Annotated in this window: 11 protein-coding genes and 1 pseudogene; 3 read left to right on the forward strand and 9 right to left on the reverse strand. The window is 63.5% G+C overall.

Annotated features, from left to right (window positions below; genetic code table 11):
* Positions 1-17: 17 nt before the first annotated feature.
* Entirely contained in the window at positions 18-4,010 is a 3,993-nt protein-coding gene (gene hrpA / locus NG900_RS07340; protein ID WP_252678653.1) for an ATP-dependent RNA helicase HrpA, read from the reverse strand.
* Positions 4,011-4,082: 72 nt separating this feature from the next.
* On the opposite strand from hrpA, the gene argA reads away from it, so the two are divergent.
* Positions 4,083-5,480 (forward strand): amino-acid N-acetyltransferase, encoded by a 1,398-nt coding sequence (gene argA, locus NG900_RS07345; RefSeq protein WP_252678655.1) that lies wholly within the window; start codon positions 4,083-4,085, stop codon positions 5,478-5,480.
* A 139-nt stretch (positions 5,481-5,619) separates the two neighbouring features.
* Positions 5,620-5,895, forward strand: coding sequence for an oxidative damage protection protein (locus tag NG900_RS07350; protein WP_252678657.1), 276 nt, complete (start codon positions 5,620-5,622; stop codon positions 5,893-5,895).
* Positions 5,896-5,968: 73 nt separating this feature from the next.
* Here NG900_RS07350 and NG900_RS07355 read toward each other — a convergent pair whose 3' ends face one another.
* Positions 5,969-7,513: a methyl-accepting chemotaxis protein gene (locus tag NG900_RS07355; protein WP_252678659.1), complete on the reverse strand. Its 1,545-nt coding sequence runs from the start codon at positions 7,511-7,513 to the stop codon at positions 5,969-5,971.
* A 220-nt stretch (positions 7,514-7,733) separates the two neighbouring features.
* A complete protein-coding gene (gene rpiA, locus NG900_RS07360) occupies positions 7,734-8,420 on the reverse strand; it encodes a ribose-5-phosphate isomerase RpiA (RefSeq protein WP_252678660.1) in 687 nt (228 codons plus the stop codon).
* Positions 8,421-8,570: 150 nt separating this feature from the next.
* On the opposite strand from rpiA, the gene tal reads away from it, so the two are divergent.
* On the forward strand, positions 8,571-9,530 hold the full coding sequence (tal, locus tag NG900_RS07365; RefSeq protein WP_252678661.1) for a transaldolase: 960 nt from the start codon (positions 8,571-8,573) through the stop codon (positions 9,528-9,530).
* Between the two features lie 15 nt (positions 9,531-9,545).
* On the opposite strand, the gene NG900_RS07370 is transcribed toward tal, so the two are convergent.
* The 6 genes and pseudogenes from NG900_RS07370 to rnr all read right to left on the reverse strand — a co-directional run bounded on the left by NG900_RS07370 (position 9,546) and on the right by rnr (position 16,486).
* Positions 9,546-10,295 carry an SIR2 family NAD-dependent protein deacylase gene (locus tag NG900_RS07370; RefSeq protein ID WP_289813713.1) on the reverse strand — a complete coding sequence of 250 codons (750 nt, stop codon included), beginning with the start codon at positions 10,293-10,295 and terminating at the stop codon, positions 9,546-9,548.
* Positions 10,295-10,426 (reverse strand): annotated as a pseudogene (locus NG900_RS07375) (23S rRNA (guanosine(2251)-2'-O)-methyltransferase RlmB); the annotation flags it as partial. The pseudogene NG900_RS07375 and the gene NG900_RS07370, both read right to left, overlap by 1 nt.
* 395 nt (positions 10,427-10,821) lie before the next feature.
* Positions 10,822-11,049, reverse strand: a complete 228-nt coding sequence (locus NG900_RS07380) for a hypothetical protein (RefSeq protein WP_252678662.1) — start codon at positions 11,047-11,049, stop codon at positions 10,822-10,824.
* A 151-nt stretch (positions 11,050-11,200) separates the two neighbouring features.
* Complete coding sequence (locus NG900_RS07385) at positions 11,201-12,619, reverse strand: sensor domain-containing diguanylate cyclase (protein WP_252679818.1); 1,419 nt, start codon at positions 12,617-12,619, stop codon at positions 11,201-11,203.
* 486 nt (positions 12,620-13,105) lie between these two features.
* Positions 13,106-13,846 carry a 23S rRNA (guanosine(2251)-2'-O)-methyltransferase RlmB gene (rlmB, locus tag NG900_RS07390; RefSeq protein ID WP_252678665.1) on the reverse strand — a complete coding sequence of 247 codons (741 nt, stop codon included), beginning with the start codon at positions 13,844-13,846 and terminating at the stop codon, positions 13,106-13,108.
* Between the two features lie 39 nt (positions 13,847-13,885).
* Positions 13,886-16,486, reverse strand: coding sequence for a ribonuclease R (gene rnr / locus NG900_RS07395; protein WP_252678666.1), 2,601 nt, complete (start codon positions 16,484-16,486; stop codon positions 13,886-13,888).
* Positions 16,487-16,536: the final 50 nt, after the last annotated feature.

Below are 16,536 nucleotides of genomic sequence, written 5' to 3' on the forward strand. Positions count from 1 at the left end.
CCAAGGCATCGCAGCGCCTAGCGCTGCATGGATTCCCACACCTTTTGCAGCCGCTTGACCGACATCGGCACCGGCGTGCGCAATTCCTGCGCAAACAGTGCGATGCGCAGCTCCTCCAGCATCCAGCGGAATTCCTCCATGCGGGGGTCGGTGCCGCCCTGCCCTTGCACGCGCAGCGCCTTTTCCGCGCGCTGGTACTGCTGGATGAGCGGCGCCATCTCCTGCATGCGCTGCGTGTCGCGCGCGGGGTCGGCCTTGAGCTTGTCGATGCGCAAGGCGATGCCCTTCAGGTAGCGCGGGAAGTGCGTCAGCTGCGCATATGGCGTCGCCTCGATGAAGCGCTTGTGCATCAGCGTCTTGAGTTGTGCGTCGATATCCGCATAGGCGGCGGCGAACGGCTTGGCCATCTGCAACTTGCGTGGCATCTGCGCGTACTCCGCCAGGATCGCGCCAGCCAGCCTCGCGATCTCCTGCGCCAGCAGCGTCAGGCGGGCACGGCTTTCGTCCTTGCGGGCACCGAAGCTGGCGTCGTCGGTGGGCAGCGGGTCTTGCAGGCAGGCGCGCTCCAGCGTGGCGTCCAGTATCTGGTTGCGCAATTCGTCCTGCGTACCCAGGTGCATGAACTGGATGGCCATCTGCGACAGGCCCGGGATGTTCTTTTCCAGGTACTTGAGCGGCTCGCGCAGTTGGATCGCAAACAACCGGCGCAGGCCCAGCCGATGGATGCGCGCGGCCTCGGCCGGATCGTCAAAGACTTCCACATCGCAGTGGTCGCCCGCATCGACGAGTGCCGGATAGCCGAACAGCGTCTGGTTGCCCTTACGGACTTCGAGCAGCTCCGGCAGCTGGCCGAAGTTCCAGGTGGTCAGGCCCGAATACAGCGCCGCATTGGCCGGCAGGTCCGACGATGGCGATTTGCCGGCCTTTGCGGGCTTGGCACCATCGCTCTGCGCCGCGTCTTGGGCGGCAATCGACTGGAACGTCTGCTGCGCGCGTCCACCGAGTTCAGCGCGCAACTGTGCCAGATTGCGACCCATGTCGAGCTGCCGACCATGCTCGTCGATCACCTTGAAGTTCATGAAGTGATGCGCGGGCAGCGTTTCGAGCTTGAAGTCGGCGCGTTTGAGCATGATGCCGGTCTGCTCGCGCACATCAGCGATCAGGCGGTCGAGCAGGTCGCCATCGCCCAATTTGACGCGCGAGACGAAGCCTGCCGCGTAGTCGGGCAGCGGCACGCAATGGCGGCGCAGCTTCTGCGGCAGGCTCTTCAGAAGCAGGTGCACCTTCTCCTTGAGCATGCCGGGCACCAGCCATTCGGCGCGCTGCGCGGGCACCTGGTTGAGCGCGTACAGCGGCACCGTGAGCGTCACGCCATCACGCGGGCTGCCCGGCTCGAAGTGGTACGTCAGGCCCATGTCGATACCGGCAATCGGCAGCGTCTTGGGGAACAGGTCGGTCGTGATGCCGGCCGCCTCGTGCCGCATCAGGTCATCGCGATTCAGGTACAGCAGCTTCTGGCCGGCTTTGCCACTGGCGTTGGCAGCCTCGGCGTACCAGCGCTCGAACGACACGGTGTTGTAGATATCGGCCGGGATCTGGCTGTCGTAAAACGCGTAGATCAGCTCATCGTCCACCAGCACGTCCTGTCGGCGGGACTTGTGCTCGAGGTTCTCGATCTCGCGCACCAGCCGCTGGTTGTGCGCAAAGAACGGCAGACGCGTTTCGAATTCGCCGTCGACCAGCGCGCGGCGGATGAACATCTCGCGCGCCTCCTTCGGCTGCATCGGCCCGAAATGCACACGGCGCTGCTGGTAGATCGGCAAGCCATACAGCGTGCCGCGCTCGAAGGCCATCACCTGGCCGGCCTTCTTTTCCCAGTGCGGATCGCTCCACGACACCTTCAGCAGGTGCGCGCCGGCCTTCTCCACCCACTCCGGCTCGATCCGCGCGAGCGTGCGACCGAACAGGCGACTGGTCTCCACCAATTCACCGGCCACAACCCACTTGCCCGCCTTGCGTGCAATAGTCGAACCCGGCCACAGGAAAAACTTGATGCCGCGCGCGCCGAGGTATTCGCGGCCCTTGCCATCGGCCTCTTCAATACGCACGCCGATGTTGCCGAGCAGGCCCGTCAGCAGCGCCAGATGCAACTGCTCGTAGGTCGGATCGGTTTCATTGAGCTTCCAACCCTGCTCCGCCACCGTCGTATGCAGTTGCGAATGCACATCGCGCCATTCGCGCAGCCGCACGTGTGAGAGGAAGTGCGAGCGGCAATTCTCCTGCAACTGCTTGTTCGACTTCTTGTGCGCGACGGCCTCTTCAAACCACTTCCACAGCTTCACCCAGCCGAGGAATTCGGACTTTTCGTCAGCAAACTGACGGTGTGCCTGATCGGCTTGCTGCTGCAACTCCTGCGGCCGCTCGCGCGGGTCCTGCACGGACAGCGCACTCGCGATGATGAGCATTTCGCGTAGACATTGGTGGTCGCGGCCAGCCAGAATCATCCGCGCCACGCGGGGGTCCAGCGGCAGACGGGCCACCTGTTTGCCCAGCGGCGTCAGCGCATTTTCATCGTCGACGGCACCGAGTTCCTGCAGCAACTGGTAGCCATCGGCAATCGCACGGCCCAGCGGCGGCTCGATGAAGGGGAACTGCTCGACATCCGTCAACCGCAGCGCCTTCATGCGCAGGATGACCGACGCCAGCGATGAACGCAGAATCTCCGGATCGGTAAAGCGCGCCCGCGCAACGAAATCTGCCTCTTCATACAGGCGAATACACACGCCATCAGCCACCCGGCCGCAGCGGCCCGCGCGCTGGTTGGCTGCAGCCTGCGACACCGGCTCGATCTGCAACTGCTCGACCTTGTTGCGATACGAATAGCGCTTGACGCGCGCCAGCCCCGTATCGACCACGTAACGGATGCCCGGCACCGTGAGCGAGGTCTCGGCCACGTTGGTCGCCAGCACGATGCGCCGCGCGTTGGACGGCCTGAACACGCGCTCCTGCTCCTGCACGGACAGACGCGCAAACAGCGGCAGGATCTCGGTATGCGCAGGATGGTGCTTGCGCAGCGCCTCGGCGGCCTCGCGGATCTCTCGTTCGCCCGGCAGGAAGATCAGCACGTCGCCCGAGCCTTCGCGGGCGAGTTCGTCCACCGCATCAACGATGGCTTCGTAGAGATCGCGCTCCTTGTCCTTCTCATCCCGCTGCACGGGGCGGTAGCGCACTTCGACCGGATACAGCCGGCCGCTGACCTCGATGACCGGCGCAGGCCCCTTCGGCCCCGCAAAGTGCTCGGCAAAGCGCTGGGCGTCGATGGTCGCCGAGGTGATGATGATCTTCAGGTCCGGGCGCCGCGGCAGCAGTTGCTTCAAATAGCCCAGCAGGAAATCGATGTTGAGGCTGCGTTCGTGCGCCTCGTCGATGATGATCGTGTCGTAGGCGCGCAGCAGCGGATCGTTCTGCGTTTCGGCCAGCAGGATGCCGTCGGTCATCAGCTTGACCGACGCGCCGGCGGAGAGCGCATCGTTAAAGCGCACCTGATAGCCCACGTGCTCGCCCACCGGCGTGCCGATCTCCTGCGCGATGCGCTTGGCCGTGGACGTGGCGGCAATCCGGCGTGGCTGCGTGTGGCCGATCAACCCCGTGCCGCCCGCGCCGATCCCCCGCCCGATCGACAGGCAGATCTTCGGCAACTGCGTGGTCTTGCCTGAGCCGGTCTCGCCCGAGACGATCACCACCTGGTTAGCGGCAATGGCCTGGGCGATCTCGTCGCGGCGAGCGGAGACGGGCAACGCCTCTGGAAACGTGATCGGGGGGACGCGGTTGGCGCGGGCGCGGCGCGCTTCCAGTGCGGCGGCCAGCTCTTCCGGCGTAGGCTTCGGGCGACGCTGCGAACGACCAGATGGACGACCATTGCCGCCAGGCTTGCGCTCGGGCGGCGGGGCGTCTTTCGGCTGGGGGCGGGAGGGCACCGCAGACTGCGGCTTGGCGTGGGAATCTGACATCGGGCGGGATTATAATCCGCGCATCTTTCCTCGCGCCGGCCCGCGCCCCGTGCCGCTTTCCCTGCTCCGCCCGTGACCGCTCGTTCCTCCGCCCCCGCTTCCGGCGTCTCGCTGGTTGCGCACACGCCCGCCCCCGTCGACGTCGCGCCGATTCCGCCCACGCCCGAGCAACAGCAGTTCGTGGACTGGCTGCGCGCGGTGGCGCCGTACATCCACGCCTTCCGCGACAAGACCTTCGTGATCGGTTTCGGCGGCGAGCTGGTCAAGGCGGGCATGCTGGGCTCGCTGGTCAACGACATCGCCCTGCTGCACGCCATGGGCATGCGCATCGTGCTGGTGCATGGCTCCCGCCCGCAGGTGGAAGAACAACTGGCGCTGCGCAACGTGCAGACGCAGTTTGTCGACGGCATCCGTGTCACGGACAACGCCGCGCTGGAGTCGGCCAAAGAGGCCTCGGGCGAACTGCGCCTCGATATCGAAGCCACCTTCAGCCAGGCGCTGCCGAACACGCCGATGGCGGGTGCGCGCATCTCGGTGGTGTCGGGCAATTTCGTGACGGCGCGGCCGGTCGGCATCGTCAACGGCGTGGATTTCCAGCACACGGGGCTGGTGCGCAAGATCGATGCGGACTCGATCCAGCAATCGCTCTCCAACCGCAAGATCGTGCTGCTCTCGCCGCTGGGCTTCTCGCCCACGGGGCAGGCGTTCAACCTGTCAATGGAAGACGTGGCGACCAACACGGCCACAGCGCTCAAGGCCGACAAGCTGATCTTCATCACCGAGGTGCCGGGGCTGGTGGACCGTGTGGGCAAGCTGCAGCAAGAGCTGTCGATGGAAATGGCCATCGAGCGCGTGCGCGAAGGTGCCCTGCAAGCGGACGTGGCCTATTACCTGCAGCACATCGTCAAGGCCATGCGCGGCGGCGTGCGCCGGGCGCACCTGATTCCGTTTGCATTGGATGGCAGCATCCTGCTGGAACTGTTCCAGCACGACGGCGTGGGCACCATGGTGTCGCACACCGATCTGGAATACCTGCGCGAAGCCACGCTGGACGACGTGGGCGGCATTGTCCAACTGATCGAACCACTGGAAGCCGACGGCACGCTGGTGCCGCGCGAGCGCTGGCTGCTCGAGCGCGACATCGCCAACTTCTCCGTCATCGAGCACGACGGCATCATCTTTGGCTGCGTGGCGCTGTATCCGTATCCGAAGGATGGCATGGCCGAAATGGCGTGCCTGATCGTCTCCCCCGACAGCCAGGGCACCGGCGATGGGGAACGACTGCTCAAGCACACCGAAGTGCGCGCCCGCGCCCTGGGCCTCAAGCAGCTGTTCGTGCTCACCACGCGCACGGAACACTGGTTCCTCAAGCGCGGTTTCGTGCGCGCTACCGTGGACGACCTGCCGGAAGACCGCCGCAAGCTCTACAACTGGCAACGGCGCTCGATGGTGCTGATGAAGAAGCTCTAAGCCCCGATATGCCCCTGAGCGGCATACCGGAATCCCGGCGGTGCCGGCCACGCGTTTTACAATGGCGAAATTCGCGCGCGTCCGATGAATGTCCCACCAGGGCGACGCATCCGCCACACAAGAGAAAAGAGGAAACCCCATGGCCCGCATGGTCCACTGCGTCAAGCTCAACAAGGAAGCCGAAGGTCTCGACTTCCCGCCCCTGCCCGGCGAACTGGGCAAGAAGATCTGGCAAAACGTCTCGAAGGAAGCCTGGGCCGGCTGGCTCAAGCACCAAACCATGCTGATCAACGAAAATCGCCTGAACATGGCGGATTCGCGCGCCCGCCAGTACCTGCTCAAGCAGACCGACAAGTACTTCTTCGGCGAAGGCGCCGACGAAGCTGCCGGCTACGTGCCGCCGCCCTCGGCCTGATCTGCCGCTGCCAATGAAAAAGCCGTTCAGTTTGCGCTGAACGGCTTTTTTGTTTGAGCAATCACCCAGGGGCTCAGGCAAGCACGATCGTGCCGTCGAGCTTGAAGATCGACACGGCACGGCGTAGTGCATCGGCCTGATCTGCCATGGCCTGCGCAGCCGCCGATGCCTCTTCCACCAGCGCAGCGTTCTGCTGCGTCACCTCTTCAATCTGGCCCACAGCGATGTTCACCTGCTCGATGCCGGTGCTCTGCTCGGCCGAGGCGGAGGAGATTTCCGCCACGATCTGCGTCACGCGCTGCACCGAAACCACAATCTCGTCGATGATGCCGCCCGCATCCTGCACGAGGCGCGCGCCAGCTTCCACGCGTTCGGTTGATTGGCCAATCAGTCCCTTGATCTCCTTGGCTGCCGTGGCACTGCGCTGCGCAAGGGTGCGTACTTCGCCGGCAACCACGGCAAAGCCGCGGCCCTGCTCCCCGGCGCGTGCGGCCTCCACCGCGGCATTCAGCGCCAGGATGTTGGTCTGGAAGGCAATGCTGTCGATCACGCCGATGATTTCGCCCACCCGGTTCGAGCTCTCGGAGATGCCCTGCATGGTCTGCACCACATCGCTCATCACCTTGCCGCCACGCGCTGCTGTGTCGGAAGCCTGACCTGCCAGCGACGAGGCCTGTACCGCGTTCTCGGAGTTGCGCCGCACCGTGGAGGTGATCTCGTCCATGTTGGCGGCGGTCTCCTGCAACGAAGCCGCCTGCTCTTCCGTGCGCGACGACAGGTTCAGGTTGCCCGAGGCGATCTGCGAACTCGCGGCAGCCACACCCTCGGCATTGCGACGCACCTCGCTCACCACGCTCGCCAGGCTGCGCTGCATGTCCTTCAACGCAATCAGCAGTTGCGCGATCTCGTCGGACCCGCGGGCCTCGAAGGCATTGGCCAGGTCACCTTGCGACACCGTGCGAGCCACATCCACCGCACGCGACAGCGGCCGCGTAATCGACCGGCTGAACACAAACGCGCCGGCCAGCCCCAGCCCGAACGCAGCCAGCATCAGCACGACGCTGACCACCAGCGCCGTATGCGCGGCCTCCGCAGTCTTGGCCGATACGGCTGTGCTTTCCGCGGCGATCTCCCTGGCCGCTTCATCGAGCAGGCGAGCCGGTTCTCGATCCACGCCGGCCACGATCTTGTCGCCCACGGTCGGATCAAACGACGACGCCACAAACATGTCGTGACCCTTGCGATAGCCCTGCCCCATGGCCATGTGCGCGGTCGCGAACTGGGCGATCAGGTCACGGCTCCTGCCCGCCGGAAGCGTGGCCTGCAACGCCTTTGCCTGGTCGGCGACCGCCTGCTCGCCCTTGAGGAACGCACCCCAGTATTTATCCAGCTTGACGGGGTCCTCGCCGCGCAACAGGGTGTCCTTCCATTCCTGCACCTGGGTCTTGAAGGTGACAAGCATGTTGGTCACGGCGCGTTCGTCGGCCACTCGAGCCTGCACGGTGGTGTTGTATTCGACGATGGAGTGGTTCAGCGAGGCAATACCGTAGATGGCCCCGGCAAACATCAGCAGCAAGGCCGCCGCAAATGCCAAGGGAAGTTTGATCGCGAGTTTCATGGTGTTCCGGGTAAGGCGACTTCGAGTGGCAGCCCACGCTGCCCCGTCTCCGTCTTATCGGCCACTCCATGTCTCGCTGAACCCCCGGTTTTCAATCCCTCGCCGCGTGCAAACGTGCGCGCAGATCACTTATTCCCTGCGTCGCCCCAAAGTGAAGCCCTCGGCATAAAAAAAAGCTGCTCACTTGCATGAGCAGCTTTTTATGGGTGCACAAGCCGGATCAGAAATCGCGGCGCTGGACGCCTGCTTCCGTCCCCAGCAGCAGCACGTTGGCGCCGCGCTTGGCAAACAAGCCGACCGTCACCACGCCTGGAATGTCGTTGAGCACCGATTCCAGCCCCTTCGGATCGGCAATGCGCAGGCCGACCACATCGAGAATCACATTGCCGTTGTCGGTCTTGTAGATCTGGCCTTCCTTGGTCATGCGCAGGCGCGGCTGGCCGCCCAGCGCAGCCAACTGGCGCGCCACGGCAGCACGTGCCATCGGCACCACTTCCACGGGCAGCGGGAACACGCCCATCGTCTCGACCAGCTTGCTGCCGTCGGCAATGCAGACGAACGTGCCGGCCACGGAAGCGACGATCTTCTCACGCGTCAGTGCGCCGCCACCACCCTTGATCATGGCGCCCGAGGCGTCAATCTCGTCGGCACCGTCCACGTACACGGGGATCGCGTCGACTTCATTCAGATCCAGCACCGTAAAGCCGTGGCCCTGCAGGCGACGCGTCGACGCCTCCGAGCTCGACACCGCACCCGCAAAGCGCGCCTTGTGCGGCGCCATGGCGTCGATGAACAGGTTGGCCGTCGAGCCGGTGCCGACACCCAGCACGGCACCTTCGGGCACGTTGGCCAATACGTAGTCTGCGGCGGCCTGTGCCACCAGTGCCTTCAGTTCATCCTGCGTCATCGCAAAAACTCGGTCGGGATCGGAAAACGCAGTAGTGTACCGGATCAACATAACGGCTCTCCCCCAGCTAGCCGAGCCAAACCCGCGGAGTACAATCGATTCATCCTCCACCCACCAGCGCAACGCTGGAACGTATTGCGGACTCGCTTCATGACTCAGCTCGATCAACTCAAGCAGTTCACCACCGTCGTCGCCGACACGGGCGATTTCCAGGCCATGCGCGCCTATGCGCCGCACGATGCAACGACCAATCCGTCGCTGATCCTGAAGGCCGTGCAGAAGGCCGAATACCGCCCGTTGCTGGAGCAGGCCGTGCGCGACGCACGCAGCGACAGTGTGGAAGACATCATCGATGCCGTGCTCGTGGCCTTCGGCTGCGAGATCCTGTCGATCATCCCGGGGCGCGTGTCGACTGAAGTCGATGCACGCCTGTCGTTCGACACCGAGGCGACCGTCGCCAAAGCCAAGCACCTGATCGCGCTGTACGAAGCGCGTGGCGTGGCGCGCGAGCGCGTGCTGATCAAGATTGCATCGACGTGGGAAGGCATCCGCGCGGCAGACCAGCTTCGCGCCGAAGGTATCCGCTGCAACATGACGCTGCTGTTCTCGCTGGCGCAGGCCGTGGCGTGCGCGGAAGCGGGCGTGCAGCTCATCTCGCCGTTCGTCGGCCGCATCTACGACTGGTACAAGAAAGACGCCGGCGCCAATTGGGACCCGGTCGCGCAAGGCGGCGCGAACGACCCCGGCGTGCAGTCCGTCCTGCGCATCTACAACTACTACAAGAAGTTCGACTACGCGACCGAGGTGATGGGCGCGAGCTTCCGCAACACTTCGCAGATCGTCGAACTGGCTGGCTGTGACCTGCTGACCATCAGCCCCGACCTGCTCGCCCAACTGCAACAATCCGATGCGCCGGTCGAGCGCAAGCTGTCGCCGGACAACGCCAATGCCGCCAACATCGTGCGCCTGCCCGCCGACGAGAAATCGTTCCGCTGGCACATGAACGCCGATGCGATGGCAACGGAAAAGCTGGCCGAAGGCATCCGCCTGTTTGCGGCGGACGCGGTCAAATTGGAAGCGTTGATTGAGCCGCTGCGCGCGGCAGCGTAAGAAAGGATAAGTGCCCTACCCCAGCATGGCGGGCAAGCACACGCCCGCCGGCTGGTGGATCACCAGATCTGCCGTCGCGTCCAGCGCGCTCGGTTCTGGATTCACCACGATCACGCGCGCGCCGTGATCCTTCGCCAGGCCGGGCAACCCGGCAGCCGGGTACACCATGCCCGACGTACCCACCACCAGGCAGACATCGCACGTGTTGGCAGCCTCTTCGGCGCGGTAGTTCGCCACCAGCGGCAGTTGCTCGCCAAACCACACCACACCTGGGCGCAGCATCGCGCCACACGTTGCGCAACGTGGGGGCCTTGCCGGCTCCGCCGTGGCGATGTCGCATTTGCCGCACCCGCCCAGCCATTTGTTGGCGAACAGGTTGCCATGCAGTTCGATCACGCCCTCGCTTCCGGCACGCTGGTGCAGCCCATCGACGTTCTGCGTGACCAGCATGACCGTCTTGCGCCTGGCCAGTGCGGCTATCGCCAGATGCGCGGGATTCGGCTGGGCCTGCAGTACACGCTCGCGGCGCTCCTGATACCAGTCCCACACCATGCGCGGGTGCTTGCGGTAGGCTGCCTCAGTGGCCAGATCTTCAGGGTTGAAGCGCGCCCACAGGCCCGTGAGTGCATCGCGAAACGTGGGCACGCCGGATTCGGCCGAAACGCCAGCACCGGTGAGTACCATGATGCGCTCGGCCGCATCGATCCAGGCGTGTGCCCGGGCCAACGCGGCCGGTGCGGATGCGTCCGTCAGCTCGCCGCTCATCACTTCTTGGCGAGTGCCGCAGCGCGTTGCCGGACGGCCTCAAACAGGCAAACGCCGCTGGCCACCGACACGTTCAGGCTTTCCACGCGCAAACCCAAGTGAGACAAGGGTTGACGGGTTTCTTGGGTCATTGTCATCCAGTGCTTTTTCGGCTTCACAGGACAATTACAGGGCACTGGCATGGCAACCTTCAGCAAAAATTTGGACAAGCCTGGCAAAGCCTCGTGGCAAGTGAAAATTCGCCGCAAGGGGGTTCCCGGCATATACGCGAACGTTCGCCAACAAGGCACAGGCACTGGACTGGGCACGGCGGACTGAGTCAGAGATGGACCGGGCGGAACATCGGACAACCCGCGCAGCAAAACAGACCGCAATGGCCGAGATTTTAATCCGTTACCACGATGAAGTCGTTCCAACCCATCGCGGCGGCAAGTACGAACTTCAGCGCATCAAGCAACTGCGAGGGCAAGAGAGCTTTCCGGCTTGGCGAACAGACGCGATCCCATGTCGGGACCTAATTCGAATCTCAAGCCTGCGTTGACACGAATTCGTTTGTCTTCAGTGACAGCAGCCGATCTGCGTCGGCTTGGGCCGAATCGCGATCTAACCTCGCCTGATCGCACTGGTACGTTTCGATGTGTTCCTTGTTGTGGTCAGTGACCGTCAGCAAGGTAACGACACCCTTGAAGCGTTCTGTCCAGCCGTTATTCGAACGGACCGTGAACGCCTTTGCGCGAACAATGTTCTTTTCCATGTGCTTCCCCGTTTCGTCATATGTGTTGACGTTGGAAGCATGTTGCGCCGCGCATTCGTAATGCGTACCCCCACGAAGGTGGGGTGCCCTGCAATTGCCATACATTTGACGAACACGGCCACCGTACACGCTATCGGCCCATGCCCCACTGCTACGCTGGCTGCGGCATCGACACTGCAACCTTATTGCGACCGGTCGCCTTAGCGTTGTACAGGGCTTCATCGGCAGCACGGATGACGGCGGACACGTCTACATCCCGTTCTGGTGTCCATGCTGCCGCACCAATACTGGCTGTGACGCGGCCATACTCGCTGCCCGCATGTTCGATGGCAAGGTCGGAGATTGCTGTGCGAATCTCTTCGGCAATGGACGCGGCACCTTCTGGCGAGGTATCCGGCAACACCACAATGAACTCTTCACCGCCATACCGTGCAGCACTATCTGCCGGTCGGCGTAAGTGTTCACCGATACACTTCGCGACTGCTGCCAGCGCGTCGTCACCCGCCTGATGACCATAGGTGTCGTTGTACACCTTGAACCGGTCAATATCGACGAACAGCAATGAAAACACGCTGCGGTTTCGCTTGGCACGACGCCATTCCTCATCAAGGATTTCACCAAGTGTGCGGCGGTTGTTCAGGCCAGTCAGCCCATCGGTCCTCGCCAGCATCGCCAGTTCCGATTCCGCGCGCATCCGGCGCCGCAGTTGCATCCCGAAAGCGATGGAAAGACCGATGAAGCCGAGTGCGAGTGCTGCCATCAAAGACGCGATGGTCAGCGCTCGATGTTCCCAAGCTGCATAAATGTCGGAGTGGGCTTCCGCCACCATGATGATGAGCGGCAGGTTCGGCAGGTTCTTGAAGTAGTACAACCGCTTGATTCCATCGAGTACCGATACGTCCGAAAAACTGCCTTCCGGTGCGGACAGAAACCGCTTGAAGGTACTCGCGTTGCGGATGTTCCGCCCAATGACCTTCACGTCATAGGGTTGGCGCATGATCATTGCACCGTCTCGCCCGATCAGCGCCACCGATCCATGCGGACCCAGTGACAGTGCAGCGAACAGTTTGCGGAAGTATTCGAGTTGGACTGCGATCAGCACGACGCCCGCGAACGACCCATCCGGTCGAGACAGCCGACGACTCAGTGGAATACTTGGAGACCCGTCACGCAATCGTGACGCGTACGGATCGCCAACGTACAGGCCAACGTTCGGATTGTCTCGATGCACCTTGAAGTACTCGCGGTCCGAGAAATTGGCTTTTCTTGGCACGTCGCCAGCGGAATCGATGACGATATTGCCTTCAGCGTCCAGCACCAGCATCGAACCCAGATACGTCGCCGTCGCGGCGCGGTCGAACAGGGCGAATCCACGCAACCGTGGCGAAGCGGCCATGACCTCTGGATCGTTCACGCCATCGACAACGGCTTGGAGCGACAGCGCGTAGAGTTCGAAATTTCTTTCGATGTCACGCTCTGCAAGAAGTGCCAGGTTGCGCGATGTCTCCGTGGCACGCGCCATTGCATCCAAGCGGCTTTGGTATAGAACCATCGCGCAGATCGCCGCCATCGATAGTGCGATCACGACCGCAGCGGCCACGAGTGCCGTGGGCGCCTTAAACCAGCGGTAGTCCCGATTGAAAGAGAACCAGCGAAGTGGATTGGTATTGTTGCTGTCCCACCGCATCGTTTGCTCTGCTATGAAGACTGCGAAACGTTGGAGTGCGCCACCATGTCCTACCTGCGGCGAAGGACACCGCTGCAAGCCATGTTGGTTCAGGTCACCGATGATTGAGTGGGTCAACCATAGACGGAACCTGCCTTGGCGTCCATTTGCCGTGCATCATAGCTGATCCCTAGAAGCAAGGATCGTGGGTGGCACGCAAGCAGGCCGTGACCCGGCAAGGGTCAGCCGGTCCGGGAAACCGGTTCGGCGACAGCTTGGCACATGCGAGCGCACCACCGTCACCGACAAGTCCACCGACATGCGCCAGCCACGATTGATGGCTGGGCCAGGTGGACCGCGTGTTTCGTAAGTTAGTGATTCTTAAGAAAATTATTTCGCAGCGCGTTGCCGGACGGCTTCGAACAGGCAAACGCCGCTGGCCACCGATACGTTCAGGCTTTCCACGCTGCCGGCCATCGGAATGCTGACCAGCGCGTCGCACGTCTCGCGCGTCAGGCGGCGCATGCCTTCGCCTTCAGCGCCCATCACGATCGCGATGGGGCCCTTGAAGTCGGCCTGGTAGAGGTCCTGTTCGGCTTCGTCCGCGGTACCGATCACCCACACGCCGCGCTCCTGCAGTTCGCGCAGCGTGCGCGCCAGGTTCGTCACGGTGATGTATGGGACGGTTTCAGCGGCGCCGCTCGCCACCTTGGCGACCGTCGTGTTGATGCCAACGCTGCGGTCCTTCGGCGCAATGACGGCGTGCGCGCCAGCCGCGTCCGCCACGCGCAGGCAAGCACCCAGGTTGTGCGGGTCGGTCACGCCGTCGAGCACCAGCAGCAGCGGCGTGCCCTCGATGCCGTCGAGCAGTTCGTCCAGATTGAGTGCCAGCGAAAGTGACTCCGCCTTGGCCACCACGCCCTGGTGGCGATCGGTGCCGGCGATACCGTGCAGGCGATTGTTGTCTGCAGGGATCAGGCGCACACCCGCTGCTTCCGCCGCTTTCAGGAAATCCTGCATACGGCGGTCGCGGCGGTTCGCCTCGAAGTAGATTTCGTCGATCGACTTCGCGTCGTGGCGCAGCCGGGCGGTTACGGCATGAAAGCCGATGAGGAGCTTGGATTTAGACATGGCGCGATTGTACCTGTCTGCCCTGCCCCCCCGGCCGTTTTAACGCCCCTTGGTCTTGCGCGCAGACTTGACCGGCGCCTTGCGCGGCGCTGCGGCCTTGTGGCCGCCACCCTTGGGCTTGTTGGTCCCACGCGCCGCCGGCTTTTTGCGCGCGGACTTGGCGTGTGCCTTGCCAGGGGGCACGGCGCGGTCGCCCGGCTCAAACACAGGCTGCTCTTCGAAGACGCGATCGAGCGTCTCGTCGAACGATTCCTCCGGCTTGGCCGTGCCACCCAACAGCGCCGCCAACTGCCGCGGCTTCTTGCGCCCCACCGGCGGTGCCGGTGTTGCCACCGCAGCCTGGCGCGCGGCGGGCGCTTCGGGCACCCCTGTTACCTTGGCCGGACGCAGCGCCTTGGTGGAAGGCTCCTGGATCAAGCGGAAATCCATCTTCCGGGCGTCCAGATCCACGCGCAGCAACTGCACACGCACGCGGTCGGTCAGGCGGTAACGGATGCCGGTGCGCTCACCTCGCAGCTCGTTGCGCGCCTCGTCGTACTGGAAGTAATCGCTGCCCAGCTCGGTCACGTGGACCAGGCCTTCGACATACAGCTCATCGAGCTGCACGAAGATGCCAAACGACGTAACCGCGCTGACGGTGCCCGAGAACTCGTTGCCCAGCTTGTCGCGCATGAAGTAGCACTTAAGCCACGCCTCGACGTCGCGGGAAGCCTCATCGGCGCGGCGCTCGTTCGCCGAGCAATGCACGCCAAGCTCATGCCAGATCGCCTCGACCTTGGCCTTGTTGACGACGGCAGCCGGCACGCCTTTCTCAGCCTCAGCCTGCAGGCGACGCGCCTTGGGTGACAGCGCGCTGTTGAGCTGCACGCCCGGCGCCAGCGCTGGCACATAGCGCGTGTGATTCAGGATCGCCTTGATCGAGCGGTGGACCAGCAAGTCCGGATAACGGCGGATCGGGCTGGTGAAATGGGCATACGCCGGATACGCCAGGCCGAAGTGGCCGATATTGTCCGGGCTGTAGACCGCCTGTTGCATCGAACGCAGCAGCATGGTCTGCAGCATCGGCGCATCAGGACGCGCAGCGATCTTTTCCATCACCTCCGCATAATCGGAGGCCTGCGGCTTGTCGCCGCCGCCCAGCGTCAGACCGCTGGTCTTCAGGAACGCGCGCAGCGCCTGCAGCTTTTCTTCGGTCGGGCCCGCATGCACGCGATATAGCGCCGGGTGCTTGTACTTCTCCAGCATCTCGGCCGCGCAGACGTTGGCCGTCAGCATGCACTCTTCGATCAGCCGGTGCGCATCGTTGCGGGTGCGCGGCAAGATCTGCTCGATCTTGCCCTGCGCATTGCAGACGATGTACGTCTCGGTCGTATCGAAATCGATCGCGCCGCGCTCGCGGCGCGCCTTGAGCAACGTCTGATACAGCTCGTACAGGTCTTGCAGATGCGGCACCAGCGGCGCACGCTTGGCGGCCTCCGGGCCCTTCACGTTCGACAGGATCGCCCAGACCTCGTTGTAGGTCAGGCGTGCCTTCGAGTGCATCACCGCCGGATAGAACTGATACGCCTTGATCTCGCCCTTGGCCGTGATGACTGCGTCGCAGACCATGCACAGGCGGTCCACCTCCGGGTTCAGCGAGCACAGGCCGTTGGAGAGCTTCTCCGGCAGCATCGGGATCACGCGGCGCGGGAAGTAGACCGAGGTCGCACGATCAATGGCATCCGCATCCAGCGGATGCCCGGGCCGCACGTAGTGCGAAACGTCGGCAATCGCCACGATCAAACGCCAGCCCTTGCTGCGGCCGATCTTGACGGGTTCGGCATAAACGGCGTCATCAAAATCGCGCGCATCCTCACCGTCGATGGTGACGAGGGGTACGTCGCGCAAATCAATGCGGCCAGCCAGATCGGCGTCGCGCACCACGTCAGGCAGCGCTTCCGCCTCCCGCTGCGTTGGCTCGGAAAACTCGTGCGGAACGCCGTACTTGCGCACCGCGATCTCGATTTCCATGCCGGGGTCGTCGATCTCACCCAGCACTTCGACCACGCGGCCAATCGGCTGCACGTAGCGATCCGGATATTCCAGGATCTCCACGCTGACCACCTGGCCGACCTTCGCCTTGCCCTGCCCCTTGGGGGCGATCAGGATGTCGCGACCCAGGCGCTTGTCTTCGGGCGCCACCACCAGGGTGCCGCTCTCGGAAAGCAGGCGGCCGATGATGCGCTTGTTGGCCCGCTGCAGGATCTCGACGATCTGGCCTTCCGAACGTCCGCGGCGGTCATAGCCGACGGCGCGCACCAGAGCGCGATCGCCGTGCATGGCCTTCTGCATCTCACGCTCGGGCAGAAAGATGTCGGGCTCGCCGTCATCGCGCACGAAAAACCCGTAGCCGTCGCGATGGCCGATCACGCGGCCCTCGATGAAATTGGGCTGGTGCGCCAGTTCGTAGCGCCCCTTGCGGTTGAGTTCGATCTGACCATCCCGCTCCATGGCGGTCAGACGCTTGATGAAGCCGTCATGCTCCTTGCGCGTGACCGAAAGCGCCTTGGCAATGTCGGTGGCAGACAGCGGAGACCCCGACGTGCGGAGCACACCGAGGATTTCCTCGCGGCTCGGGATCGGATAAGTCGGTTGATTCAATTTTTTCTTCTAGAGTGTTGACAGGTTCGCTGGAACCCGTAATAATTACA

The sequence above is a fragment of the Ralstonia soli genome (assembly GCF_023955655.1).
In the GTDB taxonomy this organism is placed as follows: domain Bacteria; phylum Pseudomonadota; class Gammaproteobacteria; order Burkholderiales; family Burkholderiaceae; genus Ralstonia; species Ralstonia soli.

Excerpts from the sequence above, each read along its gene's own strand:
- NG900_RS07355 (WP_252678659.1), bottom strand. The coding sequence starts at position 7,513 with ATGAAACTCGCGATCAAACTTCCCTTGGCATTTGCGGCGGCCTTGCTG.
- rpiA (WP_252678660.1), bottom strand. The coding sequence starts at position 8,420 with ATGACGCAGGATGAACTGAAGGCACTGGTGGCACAGGCCGCCGCAGAC.
- NG900_RS07385 (WP_252679818.1), bottom strand. The coding sequence starts at position 12,619 with ATGGCGGCGATCTGCGCGATGGTTCTATACCAAAGCCGCTTGGATGCA.
- NG900_RS07370 (WP_289813713.1), bottom strand. The coding sequence starts at position 10,295 with ATGAGCGGCGAGCTGACGGACGCATCCGCACCGGCCGCGTTGGCCCGG.
- NG900_RS07380 (WP_252678662.1), bottom strand. The coding sequence starts at position 11,049 with ATGGAAAAGAACATTGTTCGCGCAAAGGCGTTCACGGTCCGTTCGAAT.
- hrpA (WP_252678653.1), bottom strand. The coding sequence starts at position 4,010 with ATGTCAGATTCCCACGCCAAGCCGCAGTCTGCGGTGCCCTCCCGCCCC.
- NG900_RS07350 (WP_252678657.1), top strand. The coding sequence starts at position 5,620 with ATGGCCCGCATGGTCCACTGCGTCAAGCTCAACAAGGAAGCCGAAGGT.
- rlmB (WP_252678665.1), bottom strand. The coding sequence starts at position 13,846 with ATGTCTAAATCCAAGCTCCTCATCGGCTTTCATGCCGTAACCGCCCGG.
- tal (WP_252678661.1), top strand. The coding sequence starts at position 8,571 with ATGACTCAGCTCGATCAACTCAAGCAGTTCACCACCGTCGTCGCCGAC.